At 71.6% G+C, this 17,080-nt stretch carries 15 protein-coding genes; 5 read left to right on the top strand and 10 right to left on the bottom strand.

All coding sequences use genetic code 11. The annotated features are described in order from the left end of the window. Positions 1-26: 26 nt before the first annotated feature. The 6 genes from rhaI to ACQPYA_RS09665 are packed head-to-tail and all read right to left on the bottom strand — an operon-like array spanning position 27 to position 6,186. Positions 27-1,208, bottom strand: a complete 1,182-nt coding sequence (gene rhaI, locus ACQPYA_RS09690) for an L-rhamnose isomerase (RefSeq protein ID WP_433532274.1) — start codon at positions 1,206-1,208, stop codon at positions 27-29. Next, the gene (locus tag ACQPYA_RS09685) at positions 1,205-1,546 is read right to left on the bottom strand and encodes an L-rhamnose mutarotase (protein WP_433532273.1); all 342 of its coding nucleotides are present in this window, start codon (positions 1,544-1,546) and stop codon (positions 1,205-1,207) included. Before ACQPYA_RS09685 ends, rhaI begins: the two co-directional genes overlap by 4 nt. An 18-nt stretch (positions 1,547-1,564) precedes the next feature. Next, positions 1,565-2,623, bottom strand: coding sequence for a rhamnose ABC transporter substrate-binding protein (gene rhaS / locus ACQPYA_RS09680; RefSeq protein ID WP_433532272.1), 1,059 nt, complete (start codon positions 2,621-2,623; stop codon positions 1,565-1,567). Beyond that, a complete protein-coding gene (locus tag ACQPYA_RS09675; protein ID WP_433532271.1) occupies positions 2,620-3,666 on the bottom strand; it encodes an ABC transporter permease in 1,047 nt (348 codons plus the stop codon). The genes rhaS and ACQPYA_RS09675 overlap by 4 nt, the downstream gene beginning before the upstream one ends. Further along, positions 3,656-4,690 carry an ABC transporter permease gene (locus tag ACQPYA_RS09670; protein ID WP_433532270.1) on the bottom strand — a complete coding sequence of 345 codons (1,035 nt, stop codon included), beginning with the start codon at positions 4,688-4,690 and terminating at the stop codon, positions 3,656-3,658. Before ACQPYA_RS09670 ends, ACQPYA_RS09675 begins: the two co-directional genes overlap by 11 nt. Next, positions 4,687-6,186 (bottom strand): sugar ABC transporter ATP-binding protein, encoded by a 1,500-nt coding sequence (locus ACQPYA_RS09665; RefSeq protein WP_433532269.1) that lies wholly within the window; start codon positions 6,184-6,186, stop codon positions 4,687-4,689. The genes ACQPYA_RS09670 and ACQPYA_RS09665 overlap by 4 nt, the downstream gene beginning before the upstream one ends. A gap of 300 nt (positions 6,187-6,486) precedes the next feature. Here ACQPYA_RS09665 and ACQPYA_RS09660 point away from each other — a divergent pair, with 300 nt between their 5' ends. Continuing rightward, positions 6,487-7,482 carry a LacI family DNA-binding transcriptional regulator gene (locus tag ACQPYA_RS09660; RefSeq protein ID WP_433532268.1) on the top strand — a complete coding sequence of 332 codons (996 nt, stop codon included), beginning with the start codon at positions 6,487-6,489 and terminating at the stop codon, positions 7,480-7,482. 26 nt (positions 7,483-7,508) lie between these two features. Here the strand turns inward: ACQPYA_RS09660 and ACQPYA_RS09655 are convergent, their stop codons facing one another. The 3 genes from ACQPYA_RS09655 to ACQPYA_RS09645 all read right to left on the bottom strand — a co-directional run bounded on the left by ACQPYA_RS09655 (position 7,509) and on the right by ACQPYA_RS09645 (position 10,428). After that, the gene (locus ACQPYA_RS09655) at positions 7,509-8,342 is read right to left on the bottom strand and encodes a DMT family transporter (protein WP_433532267.1); all 834 of its coding nucleotides are present in this window, start codon (positions 8,340-8,342) and stop codon (positions 7,509-7,511) included. Between the two features lie 40 nt (positions 8,343-8,382). Beyond that, positions 8,383-9,576, bottom strand: coding sequence for an MGDG synthase family glycosyltransferase (locus tag ACQPYA_RS09650; RefSeq protein WP_433533447.1), 1,194 nt, complete (start codon positions 9,574-9,576; stop codon positions 8,383-8,385). A 93-nt stretch (positions 9,577-9,669) separates the two neighbouring features. Then, positions 9,670-10,428 (bottom strand): polysaccharide deacetylase family protein, encoded by a 759-nt coding sequence (locus ACQPYA_RS09645; RefSeq protein ID WP_433532266.1) that lies wholly within the window; start codon positions 10,426-10,428, stop codon positions 9,670-9,672. A gap of 307 nt (positions 10,429-10,735) precedes the next feature. Here ACQPYA_RS09645 and ACQPYA_RS09640 point away from each other — a divergent pair, with 307 nt between their 5' ends. The 3 genes from ACQPYA_RS09640 (at position 10,736) to ACQPYA_RS09630 (ending at position 15,685) form a co-directional block, all read left to right on the top strand. Next, positions 10,736-11,974, top strand: a complete 1,239-nt coding sequence (locus tag ACQPYA_RS09640) for a cellulose binding domain-containing protein (RefSeq protein ID WP_433532265.1) — start codon at positions 10,736-10,738, stop codon at positions 11,972-11,974. Positions 11,975-12,123: 149 nt separating this feature from the next. Then, on the top strand, positions 12,124-14,286 hold the full coding sequence (locus ACQPYA_RS09635; RefSeq protein WP_433532264.1) for a DUF6055 domain-containing protein: 2,163 nt from the start codon (positions 12,124-12,126) through the stop codon (positions 14,284-14,286). A 376-nt stretch (positions 14,287-14,662) separates the two neighbouring features. After that, positions 14,663-15,685: a LacI family DNA-binding transcriptional regulator gene (locus ACQPYA_RS09630; RefSeq protein ID WP_433532263.1), complete on the top strand. Its 1,023-nt coding sequence runs from the start codon at positions 14,663-14,665 to the stop codon at positions 15,683-15,685. On the opposite strand, the gene ACQPYA_RS09625 is transcribed toward ACQPYA_RS09630, so the two are convergent. Continuing rightward, a complete protein-coding gene (locus tag ACQPYA_RS09625) occupies positions 15,665-16,714 on the bottom strand; it encodes a LacI family DNA-binding transcriptional regulator (RefSeq protein WP_433532262.1) in 1,050 nt (349 codons plus the stop codon). The two genes, ACQPYA_RS09630 and ACQPYA_RS09625, sit on opposite strands and share 21 nt — an antisense overlap. Before the next feature lie 210 nt (positions 16,715-16,924). On the opposite strand from ACQPYA_RS09625, the gene ACQPYA_RS09620 reads away from it, so the two are divergent. Then, complete coding sequence (locus tag ACQPYA_RS09620) at positions 16,925-17,056, top strand: hypothetical protein (protein ID WP_433532261.1); 132 nt, start codon at positions 16,925-16,927, stop codon at positions 17,054-17,056. Positions 17,057-17,080 lie beyond the last annotated feature (24 nt).

Below are 17,080 nucleotides of genomic sequence, written 5' to 3'. Positions count from 1 at the left end.
GGCACTTCTCGGCAACGGTTCGGACATCAGGCGCCCCAGCCGGCCTGCTCGCCGCCGACCCGCTCGGCCGTGACCCGCGCCAGGTAGCCGGAGCGCTTGTAGGCGGCGACCGGGTCCGGATCCAGGCCCATCTCCGCGCGCAACTCGCGCAGCAGCGGGCGCACGTCGGTGTTGTACGCGTCCATCAGCACCGCGTTGGCCTCCAGCACGTCACCGGCCCGTTGCGCGGCGGTCAGCGCCGGCACGTCGACCAGCAGCGCCTTGGCGGTCGCCTCCTGGACGTTGAGCACCGACCGGATGACGGCCTGCACCTTCGGCTCGATGTTGTGGCACTGGTCCAACATGAACGCGATGCCGTAGCTCGGGCGCAACGCGTCCGCCTGGACGATCTCGTGCATGATCCGGAACAGTTGGAACGGGTCCGCCGCCCCCACCATCAGGTCGTCGTCGGCGTAGAACCGGGAGTTGAAGTCGAAGGCGCCCAGCTTCCCGGCGCGTAGCAGGAACGCCACGATGAACTCGATGTTCGTGCCCGGCGCGTGGTGGCCGGTGTCGATGACCACCTGGGCCCGCTCGCCGAGTTCGAGGCAGTGCGCGTACGCGGTGCCCCAGTCCGGCACGTCGGTCAGGTAGAACGCCGGCTCGAAGAGCTTGTACTCCAGCAGCAGCCGCTGCCGGCCGGTCAGCCGGTCGTACGCCTGCCGCAGCGCCGCCGCGAGCCGGTCCTGGCGCTCCCGGACGCTGTCCTGCCCCGGATAGTTGGTGCCGTCGGAGAACCACAGCTTCAGGTCCCGCGATCCGGTGGCGTCCATGACGTCGACGCACTCCAGCAGGTGCCCGATCGCCTTGCGCCGCACCGCCGGGTCGGGGTTGGTGACCGAGCCCAGCTTGTAGTCGTCGTCCTGGAACACGTTCGCGTTGATCGTGCCCAGCTCGATGCCCTGCTCCTCGGCGTAGCGGGCCAGCGCGGCGTAGTCGTCCACCCGGTCCCACGGGATGTGCAGCGCCACCGTCGGCGCGACACCGGTGAAGCGGTGCACGGTCGCCGCGTCCGCCACCTTTTCGTACGGGTCGCGGGGCACGCCCTGCTGCGCGAACACCTTGAACCGGGTGCCCGAGTTGCCGTACGCCCAGGACGGCGTCTCGATGCGCTGCCCGCGCAGGGCATCGAGGACTCGCCGGCGCGTGGTCGGCTCGATCTCGGTCATCGTTGCTCCCCAAGTTGCTCTTCGAGATGGAAGATCTCGGTCAGGACGCGGAACCCGCGGTCGGGCCGCCCGTCGGGCAGGTCGGCGAAGAACGGGGCCATCTCGGCCTGCCACCGGGCGTTGACCTCGGTCGCCTCCATCGCGGCGAGCGCGGCGTCGAGGTCCTCGGTCAGGAAGTAGCCGACCAGCAGTCCGTCGTCGGAAAGGAAGAGTGAGTAGTCGTGCCAGCCGGCGCGCTTGAGCGCGGCCAGCATGTCGGGCCAGACGGCGGCGTGGCGGCGCCGGTACTCCGCCATCCGCTCCGGCCTGACCTGGAGGGTGAAGCAGATCCGGCGCACGCCACACCTACCCGCGGCTCAGAAGTTGAACTGGTCGATGTTCGACGCGGTGAACTCGAACGGGTCGCCCAGCAGGACCTCCCCGTTGGCGCCGAGGGTGAACTCGCCGAGCTTGCCGGCGGTGAACGTCTCGCCCTCCTTGCCGGTGATGATCCCGGAGGCGAGCGCCGCTCCGGTGTACGCGGCGAGGTAGCCGAGGTCGGCCGGGTTCCACAGGGCGAAGGCCTTGACCGTGCCGTCCTTGACGTACTCGCGCATCTGGTTCGGCGTGCCGAGGCCGGTCAGCTGCACCTTGCCCTTGTAGGACGAGCCGGAGAGGTAACGCGCGGCGGCGGCGATACCGACCGTGGTCGGCGAGATGATGCCCTTGAGGTTGGGGTACTTCGACAGCAGGCCCTGCGCCTCCTGGAACGACTTCTCGTCCTGGTCGTCACCGTAGACGGTGGCCACCAGCTTGAGCTTGCTGTACTCCGGCTTGGCCAGTTCGGTCTTCATCAGCTCGATCCAGGCGTTCTGGTTGGTGGCGTTCGCGGTGGCCGACAGGATGGCGATCTCACCGCCCTCGGGGCCGACCGCGTCCGAGATCAGCTTGATCTGCGCCTGGGCGATGCCCGCCGAGGTGGCCTGGTTGACGAACGCGTCCCGGCACTCCGGCTTGGTGTCCGAGTCGTAGGTGACGATCTTCGCCCCGGCGGCCTTGGCCTCGGTGAGCGAGCCACAGACGGCGTCCCGGTCGTTCGCCGCGATGATGATGACGTCGGTGCCCTGCTGGGACAGCGTGTTGATGTACGACACCTGCGCCGACGGGCTCGCCTCGGAGGGGCCGGTCTGGGCGTACTGGCCCTTGAACTCCTCGACCGCCGGCTTGCCGCCCTGGTTGTCGGAGGTGTCGAAGTACGGGTTGTTGACCTGCTTGGGTAGGAAGGTGACCTTGAGGCCCTCCTTGATGGTGCCGGAGGGGTTGCCGCCGGAGCCGGTGTCGCCGCCGGAGCCGGTCTCCTCGGCGCAGGCGCCCAGGGTGAGGGCCAGGGCGGCCAGGGCGGCGGTCGCGACGACCCGGGCACGTCTGATGCTCATGATGTTTTCCTTTCGAGGGTGGTGGCGGGTCGGCGCCGACGTAGCCGCTCGCGCGTCATCCGCACGAGGTTCGGTCCGACAACGGAGAGGATGAGCAGGGTTCCGGTGACGATGGTCAGCGCGTTCGCCGGCACGTCGGCCAGTTGCAGCGCGTTGCGCAGGACGCCGAGCAGGGCCACCGCCGCGAGCACGCCGACGAGACCGCCCCGGCCGCCGAAGATGGAGACGCCGCCGAGCAGCACGGCGGCCACCACCGCCAGCTCCAGGCCGGTCGCGTTGTCGGCGCGGGCGCTGGCGAACCGGAAGGTCCAGAAGACGCCGGCCAGCGCCGCCATGACGCCGGTGGCGACGAAGAGCCAGAATTTGGTACGGAGCACCGCGATGCCGGCGAAGGTGGCCGCCTCGGCGTTGTTGCCGATCGCGTAGAGCGAGCGGCCGATCGGCGTGGCATAGAGCAGCACGCCGAACACGACGGCGAGGGCCGCCAGGACCAGCACGAACCAGGGAATGACGGTGCCCGGGATGGGCGCGACCGCCTGCTGGGTCCAGGCCGGCGGGTAGTCGGCGATGGCCCGGTCCCCGAGGACGACATAGGCCAGGCCCCGGTAGAGCGCGAGCGTGCCGATGGTGACCGCCAGGGACGGCAGGCCGAACACGGTGACGAAGACGCCGTTGACCGCGCCGAGCACCGCGCCGAGCAGCAGGCTCAGCAGGATCAGCGCCGGCAGCGAGGTGACGCCGAGGTGCCAGAGCTGGCCGAGCACCGAACAGGTGAGGCCGACCGTGCTGGCCACCGACAGGTCGATCTCGCCGGTGATGACGACCAGGGTCATCGGCAGCGCGATCAGGGCGATCGGGATCGCCTCCAGCGCCAGGAACCGGTAGAAGCGCGGACTGCCGACACCCTCGATCGTGGCGCTGGCGACGAGCACCACCACGAGCAGCACGAGGATGAGGAGGGCGTCCCACGAGCCGAACAGCCGCCAGGCCGGCGGCCCCGCGTTCGCGGTACGCCCCGGTGTGGCCCGGGTGTCAGTTGCCACGGGTCCTGCCTCCTCGCAGACGACGTGCCATCCGGACGGCGAGCGCCCGGTCGAGACCGATGGCGGCCAGGATGAGCGCGCCGACGGCGGCGCGCTGCCAGAACGGAGTGACCCCGAGAACCGGCAGGGCGCTGCCGATGGTGGTCAGCAGGACGGCGCCGAGCGCGGCCCCGTACACCGAGCCGCTGCCGCCGAAGATCGCGACGCCGCCGACCACCACGGCCGCGACCACGTTGAGCTCGATGCCGAGCCCGGCGTTGGCGTCGAGGGTGCCGAACCGGGCCGCGTAGAGCACGCCGGCCAGCCCGGCCAGCGCGCCGCTGGCCACGAAGGCGAAGAAGACCCGCCGACCCACCGCGATGCCGGAGAGCCGGGCCGCGTCCGGGTCGGAGCCGATCGCGTAGAGCTCCCGACCGCTGCGGTAGTTCTTCAGCAGGTAGCCGGCGGCGACGAGCACGGCGACCGCGAAGAGGGCGAGCACCGGGACGCCGAGGATCGTGGCGTTGCCCATCCGCAGGAAGTCGCGCGGCATGTCGGCGGCGTTGATCTGACGCCCGGTGGCCCAGGTGTGGTCGATGCCGCGGAACACGTAGAGCGTGCCGAGCGTGACCACCAGGGCCGGCACCCGCGCCGCCGCGATCAGCCCGCCGTTGACCGCGCCGCAGAGCGCGCCGAGCGCCACCCCGGTCCCGATCGCCACCGGGATCGGTGTGCCGGGGTTGCCGACGAAGAGCGCGCCGGTGGCGAACGCGGAGAGGCCGAGGATCGAGCCGACCGACAGGTCGACGTTGCGGGTGATGATCACAATGGCCTGCCCGACCGCGAGGATCGCCAGGATGGTCGAGCTGAGCAGCAGGTCCTTGATGTTCTGCGCGGAGAGGAACCGCTGGTTGACTCCGAAGGTCACCGCGACCAGGAGCACCAGCGCGAGCAGGATGCCCAGTTCGCGTACGACGAACAGCCGGTGCGCCAGGCGGGCGCCGGACTCCGGTCGCGACCCGGCCCGTACGTCTGCCGTGGTCATGCGGCGGCCTCCCGTCGCCCGGTCGCGGCGAACATGACGCTCTCCTCGTCGGCCTGGTCGCGGGGCAGGTCGGCGACCAGCCGGCCCTCGTGCATGACGAGCACCCGATCGGCCATGCCGAGCACCTCCGGCAGCTCACTGGAGACCATCAGCACCGCCACGCCTTCCGCGGCGAGTTGGGAGAGCAGCCGGTGCACCTCGGACTTGGTGCCGACGTCGATGCCGCGGGTCGGCTCGTCGATGATGAGCACCCGAGGCTCGGTGGAGAGCCACTTGGCCAGCACCACCTTCTGCTGGTTGCCACCGGAGAGGGTGGAGACCGGGGCGGTGTTCCGGGCCGCCTTCACCTGCAACCGCCTGGCCCACTCCGCCGCCGAGCGCCGCTCGCTGCCGCCGGAGAGCAGCCCGAACCGGCTGAGTGACCAGCGGCGCGGCAGCGTGGCGTTGCGCTCGATCGACAGCTCCATCACCAGCCCCTGCTGGCGGCGGTCCTCCGGCACCAGCGCCAGGCCGGCGTCGATCGCCGCCGGCGGGTCGCCCGGCCGCAGCCGGCGGCCCTCGACCCGCACCTGCCCGGCGTCGTACCGGTCGATACCGAAGATCGCCCTGGCCACCTCGCTGCGGCCCGCGCCGACCAGTCCGGCGAGGGCGACGATCTCGCCGGCGCGCACGGTGAAGGAGACGTCGTCGAAGTAGCCGTGCCGGGTCAGCCCGTCGACCGCCAGGCGTACCTCGCCCGGCTCGGTGGCCACCTTGGGGAAGAGCGCGGAGATGTCCCGGCCGACCATGGTGCGTACCAGGCCGTCCACGGTCAGGTTCCGGATCTCGTCGGTGGCGATCCACCGGCCGTCACGCATCACGGTGACCCGCTGGCAGAGCGCGAACACCTCGTCGAACCGGTGCGAGATGAAGAGTATCGCCGCGCCGTTGTCCCGCAGCGAGCGCGCCACCGCGAAGAGCCGCTCGACCTCGACGCCGGAGAGCGCCGCGGTCGGCTCGTCCATCACCAGCACCCGGGCGTCGAAGGAGAGCGCCTTGGCGATCTCGACAAGCTGCTGGTCGGCGATGGAGAGGCCGCGGGCCGGCCGGTCCGGGTCGATCCGGACACCGAGCCGGGCGAACAACTCGTTGGTGCGCTCGCGCATGGCCGGGGCGTCGATGCGGCGCATCCCCTTGCGCGGTTGCCGGCCCATGAAGATGTTCTCCGCGACCGACAGGTCGGGAAACAGGGTCGGCTCCTGGTAGATGACGGCGATGCCGGCCGCGCGGGCGTCGGCCGGGCTGCCGAACGTGACCGGCTCGCCGTCCAGCAGCAGGCGGCCGGTGTCCGGCCCGTGCACGCCGGCCAGGATCTTCACCAGGGTGGACTTGCCGGCACCGTTCTCGCCGACCAGGGCGTGCGCCTCGCCGGCGCGCAGTTCGAGCCGGGCGTCACGCAGCGCGGCGACGGCACCGAACGACTTGTCCACACCCTCCAGCGCCAAGACCGGAAGCACTCGGCCCCCTCGGGGTTGTAGTTGACGGGAAGTAACCAGCGTCACACCTATGAAACGTTTCACTTTGCGGCCCGACTCTAAGCGCCCCCCGAGGCCCGGTCAAGGGTTTCTGGCTGGTTACCGACGCGTCGTCCGGGGCGCCCCGCAGACCCCCGCCGACCTCTCCTGTTACCGCCGACGCGGGCAGCGGTGTACCCCCTCCGGCGCCGGCGCTGGTACGTTTCACCAGGCGCACCGGAACTGCGCACACCGCTCACCGCACTGTCCGAGGAAGAGATGGCCGGCGCCAACATCAAACAGGTGGCGAAGCACGCGGGCGTGTCGCTCGGCACCGTCAGCAACGTGCTCAACCGGCCCGACCTGGTCTCCCCGGCCACCCGGCAGAAGGTGCTCGACGCCATCACCGCGCTGGGCTACGTCCGCAACGACTCCGCCCGCCAACTGCGCGCCGGGCGCAGCCGTACCGTCGCGATCCTGGTCCTCGACGTGTCGAACCCGTTCTTCACCGACGTCGTACGCGGCGCGGAGGCGGTGGTCGAGGAAGCCGGCGGGATGTTGATCGTGTGCAACAGCGGTGAGGACCCGCACCGGGAGCAACGCCACCTCGACATGCTCGAAGAGCAACGGGTGCAGGGCCTGCTCGTCACCCCCGTCTCCGACGGCCGGCACCCCCGGCTGGACGCGTTCGTCGAGCGCGGCATCCCGGTGGTGCTCGTCGACCGCGGCTCCGGGCACCCGAGTCGCTGCTCGGTCGCCGTCGACGACGTCACCGGCGGGCGGCTGGCCGCCGAACACCTCGCCGAACGGGGACACGAACGCATCGCGTACGTCGGCGGGCCGATCACGATCCGCCAGGTGGCCGACCGGCACCTCGGCGCCGCCACCGCGCTCGCCGAACGCGACCCGTCCCTGGGCCTCCAACTCGTCACGACGTCCAGCCTGTCGGTCAATGCCGGCCGGCGGGCCGCCGACGATCTCGCGGCGCTCCCTGCGGACCGGCGGCCGACCGCCGTCTTCTGCGCCAACGACCTGCTGGCGCTCGGTCTCCTCCAGGGCGTGACCGCGCACGGGCTGCGGGTGCCCGAGGAGATCGCGATCGTCGGCTACGACGACATCGAGTTCGCCGCCGCGGCGGCCGTGCCGCTGAGTTCCGTCCGGCAACCCCGGGACCAGCTGGGCCGCACCGCCGCGGAGCTTCTCCTCGACGAGTCGATCAACGATGGCGGTCACCAGCACCGCCACGTCCTGTTCCAGCCCGAGCTGCTGGTCCGCGCCTCCAGCGACCACCATCGCTGACCGGCCCGGTCACGCCGGCGTGCGCCTCAGTTCTTCTCCGATGCCGTGCCGGCGAGCCAGACCCCGGCGGCGACGGTGGCGCTGGCCAGGGCGAGCCCGACGACGCGCCCGGGGGTGGCCGTCAGGGTCTCCTGGAAGACGGTGATGCCGATCAGGACGCTGACGACCGGGTCGGTGAGGGTCAGCGCGGTCAGCGGTGCGGCCAGGCGGCCGTGCTGGAACGCGCTCTGGTTCAGCACCACCCCGACGGCGGCGGCCACCGCCAGCCCCAGGGCCGGCCAGCTGAGCACGGTTTCCAGCAGGTCGCCCCGGTAGCGGTCGGTGACCTCCTTGGCCAGCGCCGCCGCGAGGCTGTAGGCGATCCCGCTGGCCACCCCGAGCACCGCGCCTCGCGCGGTGCCGACGAGCCGGTGTGCGGTCAGCAGGCAGATCGCCACGATCAGCGTGGCACCGATGGCAGGGCCGATCCACGCCGCGGGATCGGGAGTACCCACGCCGGCCCGGACCTCCGCCAGGACCAGGAACCCGGTCAGGCCGGCCACGCCCACGGCGACCGCGATCAGATCCCGCCCGACGACGCGGCGTCGGATCAGGGCGGCTTCGATCAGGACCGCCATGAACAGCCCGCTGGCCATCACGGGCTGGACGACCGCGAGCGGTCCGAGCCGGAGCGCGGCGACCTGAAGCGCGACGCCGGCGGAGTCGGGTATCCAGCCGGAGAGCCACAACCGGCTGCGGAGCAGGTGCAGGATCAGGCGCGGGTCCAGCGCCGCCCGCTGGGGTTGTTGCTTCGCGGCCCGCTGGTGGAGCGCCGAGGAGAGCGCGAAGCAGAGCGCCGCGGCGAGCGCGACGATGATCATGGCGACAATCGTGGTGGACGGGGCATCGGTGGCGGCCTCTTCACGGCTGGTGTCGGCGATGACCGGCAGGTCGGGTGGCCGCCTGCCGGACGGCTTCCGAGACCACCGCGGCCATGTCGGTCGCGGTGACGATGGCGGTGTGCGCCGTCGTCTCGGGGGCGGTCAACGCGGTGAGCACCGGCCGCAGGTGTCGCGGGGTGGTGACGTAGGTGGTCAGCCCGGCGTGGGCGAGCACCTCGGCGTTGGCCCTGCCGTGGCCGGGTATCGGCCGGTAGGTGACGGTCGGCAGGCCGGAGGCCAACGACTGCTGGCAGGTCAGCCCACCGGCGTTCTCCACCACGACGTCGACCGCCCGCATCAGGCCGGGCATGTCGTCGACCCAGCCCATCACGTATCCGGGAAAGCCCCGTAGCCGCTGCCGCAGCGTCTCGTTGTTTCCGCAGACGATGACCGGTTTCACGCAGCCGGTGGCGAGCACCTCCGCGGCGGTACGGGCCACGTCGCCCACTCCCCAGGAGCCGGCCACGATCAGCGCCAACCGGCCGTTATCGGGCAGGCCGAAACGGGCGCGTGCCTCGCGTTTGCGGTCGGCGGGCAGCGGCGTGAAGCGGGCGGACACCAGTGGGCTCACCACCCGTACGTCGCGGGCGCCCCGCGCGGTGGCCTGTTGCTCGGCCGCGTCGTGGATCACGCAGTAGGTGTCGACGCCGGGTGACATCCAGGTCGGGTGGACCACGAAGTCGGTCACGTACGCGATCACCGGCGTGCTCAGCCGCCCCCGGCGGCGCAGCGGCCCGAGCAGCTGGTTGGCGAACGGAAAGGTCGTGACGACGAGCCGGGTGCCGGGCGGTAGCCGCAACAGCATCCGCCGGGAGGCCAGCCGCAGTGCTGCCCGGATCGCGGTGACCGCCAGGGGTGACCGGTCGGTGATCGTGAACAGGGCGTCGTAGCTCCAGGGCAGCCAGCGGAGCATGGCCCGGTAGCCTTCGCGGACGACGGCGTGCATGGGCCGGGGAAGCGCCGTGAAGAAGTTGAGGTGCTCCACCACGATTCCGTCGGCGGCCAGCCGGTCCGCCAGCTCGGCGGCGGCGGAGTCGTGGCCGGCGCCAATGTCCGCCGACACGACCACGATCCGGTCGCCGACCGGCCCGTCAGGCGCGTCGCCGGACGCCTGCGGGTCTCCGGCGGGCGCGGTGGCGGCCATAGGCAGTCGGATCCTGGCCCCGTCCGAGATGACGGCACCGGACCAGGCTGTCCGTTCCTGCCACTGGCTCACCGCGCGCGGTTACCCGCCATCGGCACCACCATGCCCGCGCCGGCCGCGCCGTCAGCGCCGGGGCGGCGGTCGCGGTCGCCGCGGATCGGCGTCGGACGCCTGGTGCGCGCCGAGGGTGCCGATCGTCAGGTCCCGGTCCCGAGCCCATTCGATGAGGTACGGCAGCGCCGCCAGGGCGCCCCGCCAGGATCCCGGCGTGGCGGCGCAGTCCGAGTCGTGCAGCAGCACGGTCCCACCGCCGGCGAGGTCCTTGACCATCGTCCGCCAGATCGATTCGGGTGGCCGGCCGGCCTCCCAGTCCCGCCCCCACACCGTCCAGAGTCGGGGCGTCAGGCCGAGCCGGCGGCAGGCCAGCACCGCGGCGGTCGTCAGCACCCCGTAGGGTGGCCGGTACCAGATCGGCCTCGCGCCGGTCACCGCGGCGATCCGGTCCCGGGCCCGTGCGATGTCGGCGTACGTGCCGGCCGGAGATCGCCAGAGCAGGTTCCGGTGTTCCCAGCCATGGACCGCGACCTCGTGCCCGGCCGCGGCCAGTTCCCGGCCGAGTCCCGGGTCGCGGTCGAGCATGCGGCCGAGCAGGAAGAACGTCGCCGGTATCCGCGCCTGCTCCAGCAGCCGCAGGAACAGCGGCGTGGAGCGCCGGTCGGGCCCGTCGTCGAAGGTCAACGCGATGCGGGTCGGTGGCCCCAGACCGGAGAGGTGTGGCCAGAGGCGGCGGCGAATCGAGGCGGTGGCGGTCGCCGCCGGCAGCGCCTGCGCCGCGAATCCCAACGCGGCGACGGCGGCCGTCCCCGCCACTGTCCGCCGCATGATCAACCCCCGCAGTCGTCCTCCGGACGACTCGTCGCATACCCGTTCCGGGCCAGGTCAGGCACGCGGGCGACGAGCGGAAGCGCGCCCGCGGCGGGTGGGACGGGTACGGCGGGAAGTCGACCACTCTGGTAGACGAAAACCTTTTCGGCAAGATGTCCGGGCAATTAACACCGCGTTCTGCGAACACCGGGGTTGCCGGCTTGTCCCCGCCGCCGGGGCTTTTTAGTTTAGATTGACGACAATCTATTGGCATCCTGGCTGGTCGATGCCGGCGACCACCAGCCCGACGGCGAAGGAACCTCCCATGACAATGTCCAGAACAGGCACCCGGTTGGTGGTGGGGATGGTGGCCGCCCTGGCCACCACCGGCAGCGCGGCGCTCGTGGTCACCGGCGCCCAGGCGGCCGCCCCGGGCTGCCGGGTCGACTACCGGATCACCAATCAGTGGTCCGGCGGCTTCGGCGCCGACGTCACCGTCACCAACCTCGGCGACCCCCTCAACGGCTGGACGCTGACCTGGACCTATGCGGCCGGGCAGACGGTCACCCAGGCGTGGAACGCCACCGTGACCCAGAGCGGCAACCGGGTCACCGCCACCAACGTCAGCTACAACGGGGCCCTGGGCACCGGCGCCGGCACCTCGTTCGGCTTCAACGGCTCGTGGAGCGGGAGCAATCCGGCCCCGACCTCGTTCGCCCTCAACGGCGTGACCTGCACCGGCGCGCCGAGCACCCCGGCGCCCACCACGCCCGCGCCGACCACCCCGGCGCCCAGCCCGACCAGCCCACCGCCGACCAGCGGCTGGAACCCGCCGGCAAACCTGGTCACCCCGCTCAACCAGGTGTGGCAGCACGTGGAGCAGACCTACAACAACGGCAACCTGTACGGGTTCCGGAACTACGGCTGGGACCAGGTGATGGCCAACCGGGGTTACCTGAACTTCTGCGTCCGCTGGGACTCCAGCGCCACGGTCACCAGCACCCAGCGCGACCAGATCCACGCCACACTGGCCCGGCAGTACAAGAAGTGGATGGACGTGATGGTCGGGCACAACGCCTGGCCGTACCGGGACGTGCCGGTCCGGGTGGTCGGCTGGGCCGTCCGGGACCGCAACCAGCTTCAGTGGAGCGACAACTCCGTCGACATCTACGTCAACAACATCCGGGAGAACGCCCCGCAGTGCTCCGAGCCCTGCGGCCGGTTCTTCAACCAGAACGGGCAGTACCCCAACTGCCCCGGCGGCGCCGCCCGCCACTACGACCAGTCACTGTGGCTGACCGACGGGTTCGGTGGCGGAGCCGGCGGTGACTGGGGCCAGCGGATGGGCCGCGAGTACTTCATGTCCAACCTCAACACCGAGAACATGCACATCCTGCTCCACGAGATCGGCCACACCTTCGGCCTGGACGACTTCTACGACTGGACACCCAGCGGCGTCGGCGGCTTCCTGATGCGCGCCGGCAGCGCCACCTCGATCACCGAGTTCGACGCCTGGATGTTCCGCGACTGGTGGCGGCACCTCAAGAGCCGCTACGGCTACTGACCCCGCGCTCCCGCCCTGGCCCGAACGGGCCGGGGCGGTTCGGTCAGGTGGGCGTCCGGTCGGCGTCGGTGCGCCTGGCCGCCCGCGGCGCCCGGTCCGGGCGTCGATCCCAACTGTTTCGACCATCCATGTCTGGAGTGTGCGTTGAGATGACTGTGACCCGGCAGGGTCGGGCCGGCTTCCGCTGGCCCCGCCTGCTTCTGGTGATCGTCGCCGCGCTGGCGCTGGCGGTTCCACTCGGGCTGCCGAACATGTCGCCGGCCGTCGCGGCGGCGAAGACGGTGTGGATCCCGGCACGGTGGACGCAGACCGGCGAGGTGCCGTGGGTTCCGGAGCGGACGCGGGAGTCCGCCAACTTCATCCTGCTCTGGGGTGACCGCTCCGGCACCGATCCGCGCAACGCGGCCGGCGAGTACCGGTTCGACCCCGCGAACATTCTCGACCAGCTCGAACGCCTGTATTCCTTCTACGTCAACGACATGCGCTTCACCCCGGAGACCGGGCTGCTGGCGCAACACAAGATCGTCGTTATCGTCACCCGGACCTGGTCCAACGCCCCGCTGGACGCCTGGGCCACCGGCGGGTCGACCGACGGCCGGGTCGGCGTGATCAACATCGCCCCGGGCGCCGCCCAGCCCGGCTCCTGGGGGCTGGCCCACGAACTCGCCCACGTCTTCCAGAACTACACGTTCCTCGGCCGATCGGGTTACGGCTTCACCCACCCGTCGGCGGGCACCTTCTGGGAGGCCAGCGCGGAGTTCATGGCCATGCAGGTCTACCCGACCACCGCCGCGGGCGACCTCACCCGGTTCATCCGCACCGAGAACCTGGCCTACAGCAGCAGCCGCCACCACTACGGGGCCTGGATGCTGCCGCAGTACATCAAGGACCGGGACGGGCTGGCGATGTTCAACCGGCTGTGGAACGAGGCCCGCAACACCGAACATCCCCTGGAGACGTACCGCCGGATCACCGGGATCAGCCAGGCCGAGCTGAACCGGCGGGTCGGCGAGTACGCCCAGCGCAACGTCACCTGGGACTACACCAACCGCGCCGACTTCATGCCGTTCATCAACCGCCTCTACCCGTTCATCACCGCCTACAACGGGGTACCGGTCGACGCGGTCAACGCCGCCGCCGGCCACTTCCGCATCCCGGACGCCCTGGCCCCGTCCGACTACGGCTACAACAAGATCAAGCTGGTGCCGCAGCAGGACGGCGGCCTGATCCGGCTGCGACTGCGCGGGCACGTCAACGCCGCCGCGAACTCCGGCTGGACCTTCGGCTTCGTGGCGGTCCGCAACGGCGTGCCCCGGTACGGACCCCTCACCGTGGCCACCGACGCCGAGATCAGCTTCCAGACCCAGCCCGGCGAGCGGGAGGTGTACCTGGTGGTCACCGGCGCGCCGGGGGTGGTGCACCGGTACGCCTTCCTGGAGGGCTACCCGCGCAACTACCGTTACCCGTACCAGTTCCGGGTCAGCGGGGCCATCCCGTCCGGCCACGAACCCGGCCATGTCCGGCCGGCCGCCCCGGGCGGTGGCCGTTGGCACAGCAACGGCGGTGGCTGGGTGGATGCGCGCGCCACCGTCGCCGCGACCGCCTACGTCGGGCCGCGGGCCGCCGTCTACGGCAACAGCACCGTCAACGGCAACGCCCGCATCGAGGACCTCGCCTGGGTCAACAGCGGCGCCACCGTCGGCGGGAACGCGGTGGTCAAGAACAACGCGCTCGTCCAGGGCGGGGCCAACCTCGGCGGCTCCGTCGTGATCGGCGGCGACGCCGAGCCGGCGACGGCGTGCAGCTCCGGCACCTACCTGATCTTCAACCCGGACCGGCGCTGCGACGGCGGCCCCGGCGAGACCGACATCAACCCGTCGTACACCCTGTTCACCGACGCCCAGCTGGCGCTCGGCGGCACCAATCCCACCCCGACCCCCACCGCCACGCCGAGCCCGACGCCGCCGACAACCACGCCCACCCCGACCAGCGCGCCCCCGACCCCGGGACCGGGCGGCTGCACGGCCAGCTACGCGGTGACCGGACAGTGGCAGGGCGGCTTCCAGGCCGAGGTCACCGTTCGGGCCGGCAACGCCGCCATCTCCGGCTGGACCGTCACCTGGACGTTCACCAACGGTCAGACGGTCACCCAGTTCTGGGGCGCAGCGGTGGCCGGCAACGGGGCGAGCGTGACGGCGACCAACGCGGCGTGGAACGGCAACCTCGCCGCCGGTGCGACAACCAGCTTCGGCTTCATCGGGTCGGCCGGGGCGGCGAACACCGCGCCCAGCCTCACCTGCCAGGCGCGCTGACCGGTCCGGGCCGGTGGCCGGCCGGGCCTCCTCCGGTCCGCCCGCCGCGACGACCCGTTTCGATGTGCCGGCCGGCCGCGACGAAGATCCACGCTCCCGTGCCTGGTGAGCACCATGATTTTCGGTAGGGCATTGCCGAAATCGTTTTCGACGTCCATTGTCGAAGGCCAGGCCACCGGGTCGATCGAGGCTCGACGAGGGAGCAACAGCCCCTCGGCGGCGCGTCCGCGTACGCCGAGGGGCTCCTGGATGAGGGGGGCAGGTTGTGATCGAGAACAATGGCCGCGCAACGGCGGGCGGCCCACGGCCGGCCCGATCCGCCACGTCGCACAGCAGCCGCGCCGACCGGCTGGCCAGACGCCCCGGCGGTTCGATCATGCGCGACGTCGCCGAGCTGGCGGGGGTGTCCGCCCAGACGGTCTCCCGAGTGATCAACGAACATCCGTACGTCGCGGACGACACCCGGCAGCGGGTGCTGGCCGCCATGCAGGCGCTGGACTACCAACGGAATCCGGCCGCCCGCGCGCTAGTCACCCGGCGCTCCGGCACGCTCGGGATCGTCGGCTACGAGAGCCCGCTCTACGGGCCGACCTCCATGTTGTACGCGATCGAGGGCGCGGCGCGGGCCGCCGGCTACTTCGTCAGCGTGGCCAGCGTGCGTAATCTCGACCGTCGGTCGGTGCTCGACGCGGTCAACTGGCTACGTCGCCAGTCGGTCGAGGGGATCATCGCCATCGCGCCCAAGGCCAGCATGGCCAGCGCGCTGACCCAGCCGTCGGCCGGACTGGCCTGCGTGACCGTCGGCGGCGGCTGCACCGACGCGATTCCCAGCGCCCAGATCGACAACGCCGCCGGCGCGCGGCTGGCCACCCGCCACCTGCTCGACCTGGGGCACGCCACCGTGCACCACGTGGCCGGTCCGGTCGACTGGCCGGAGGCGGGCGAACGGGTCTACGGCTGGCGCAACGCCCTCCGGGCCGCTGGTGCGCCGATACCCGCGGTGCTGCCCGGTGACTGGAGTGCCGACGCGGGATACGAGCAGGGCCGGGAGCTGGCCCGCGACCGCTCCGTCACGGCCGTCTTCTGTGCCAGCGACCAGCTCGCCCTCGGCGTGCTGCGGGCGCTGCACGAGGCCGGCCGGCGGGTCCCGGACGAGGTGAGCGTGGTGGGCTTCGACGGCACCCCGGACGGCGCGCACTACCTGCCGCCACTGACCTCGGTGCGGCAGGACTTCGCCGAACTCGGTCGCAGCAGCCTGGCTCTGTTGCTCTCGCAACTGGACCCGATCGGGGCCCCGCCGATCCTCCGCCGGACCCTTCTGCTCCCCGAACTGATCACCCGACGTAGCACTGCCGCCTTCACGGATCTTGGTACGCAGCTACCCCTCCCGGGGCGGTGACATACCAGGAACGCCGGAGGCCAGGCTGGTGGAGTCGCGTATCACGAGGCGGCCGGGTTGCCGGATCACGCCGGCGTCGCTCCTGCCGTCCAGGGCGGCGAAGAGGTGCTTGACCGCGGTCGCGCCGAGCTGTTCGAGGTTGAGGTCCACGGTGGTCAGCGGCGGGCGGCAGTCCGCGGCGAAGAACTCCCAATTGTCGTACCCGACGATCGCCACGTCGTCCGGGATTCGCCGGCCGAGGTCGCGCAGCGCGTCGGCCACCCCCGCGGCGACCTGGTCGTTGCCGCAGAAGATCGCGTCCACGTCCGGCCGGGCGGCCAGCAGCAGGCGTCCGGCGTGCCGGCCCCAGCGTTGCGACCACTCGCCGTAGATCGGCTCGCCGGCCGGGGCGAGTCCCGCCTCGGCAAGCACGGCGCGTAGCCCGGCCGCCCGGTCGCGGGCCGCGCGGTAGGTCTCCGGCCCGGTGATGTGCCCGATCCGGCGCCGGCCCTGGGTCACCAGGTGTTCGGCGGCGAGCCGGGCGCCGCCCTCGTCGTCGGCGACGATCGACAGGTCGCGCGGGTCGGTCGACTCGGCGTAGGCGTAGACCACCGGGACCGGGATGTCCTGGGTCAACGACGGGCGCAGGTCGTTGCTGTCACCGACCACGATGAACCCGTCGACCTGGCGGGCCAGCAGGGTACGGATGTAGTGCTGGCGGCGGATCGCGTCGCCGCGCGCGTCGCAGAGCAGCACCGACATCTGCCCGTTGCCGAGGGCGTTCTCGGCACCGAGCAGGATCGGTATGGCGAACCGCCCGCCGAGTTCGTCGGTGAGCAGCCCGACCGTCCGGGTGCGTCCGGAGATCAGTCCACGGGCCAACGCGTTGGGCTGGAAGGAGAGCTCGGCGGCGGCGCGCAGCACCCGTTCCCGGGTGGCCGGGGCGACCTCGGCGCGACTGTTCAGCGCCTTGGAGGCGGTGGCCACCGAGACGCCGGCACGGTTCGCCACATCGCTCAGCGTCACTGACTGCGATCGTCGTCGGCCCACCGAAAGCCTTTCGCGCCATTCTCCGGGCAACAGCGGTTGCTCGCCGGACCCCGCGCCCCCGGCCAGGGTAGTGCGTGGGCTGCCCCGGGAAAAGGCGACGGCGGGTGCCGGGCGGGGGTGAAGTTTACCTGCCTGACATCTTGCCGAAAAGGTTTTCGTACGGCAGGGTGACGGCAGGCAGTGATGCCAATCACTATCTCGGAGGACGCGATGCCGTCCACTCCCCTCCTGGCCGGCGACGCCGGCACCGCCCAGCGGAACGCCACGGTCGGCGGCTTCCGCGGGTACGCCCGCGCGCTCTCCGCGGCCAGGACCACCGCCCCGCACCCCACCAGTCAGTAGCCGGCACCAACTCCGGGGTGCCGG

This window comes from Micromonospora sp. CA-263727 (assembly GCF_050942455.1).
GTDB lineage: Bacteria > Actinomycetota > Actinomycetes > Mycobacteriales > Micromonosporaceae > Micromonospora.
Note: the sequence above shows the minus strand (reverse complement) of the source record. Positions and strands in the feature narration are given on the sequence as shown.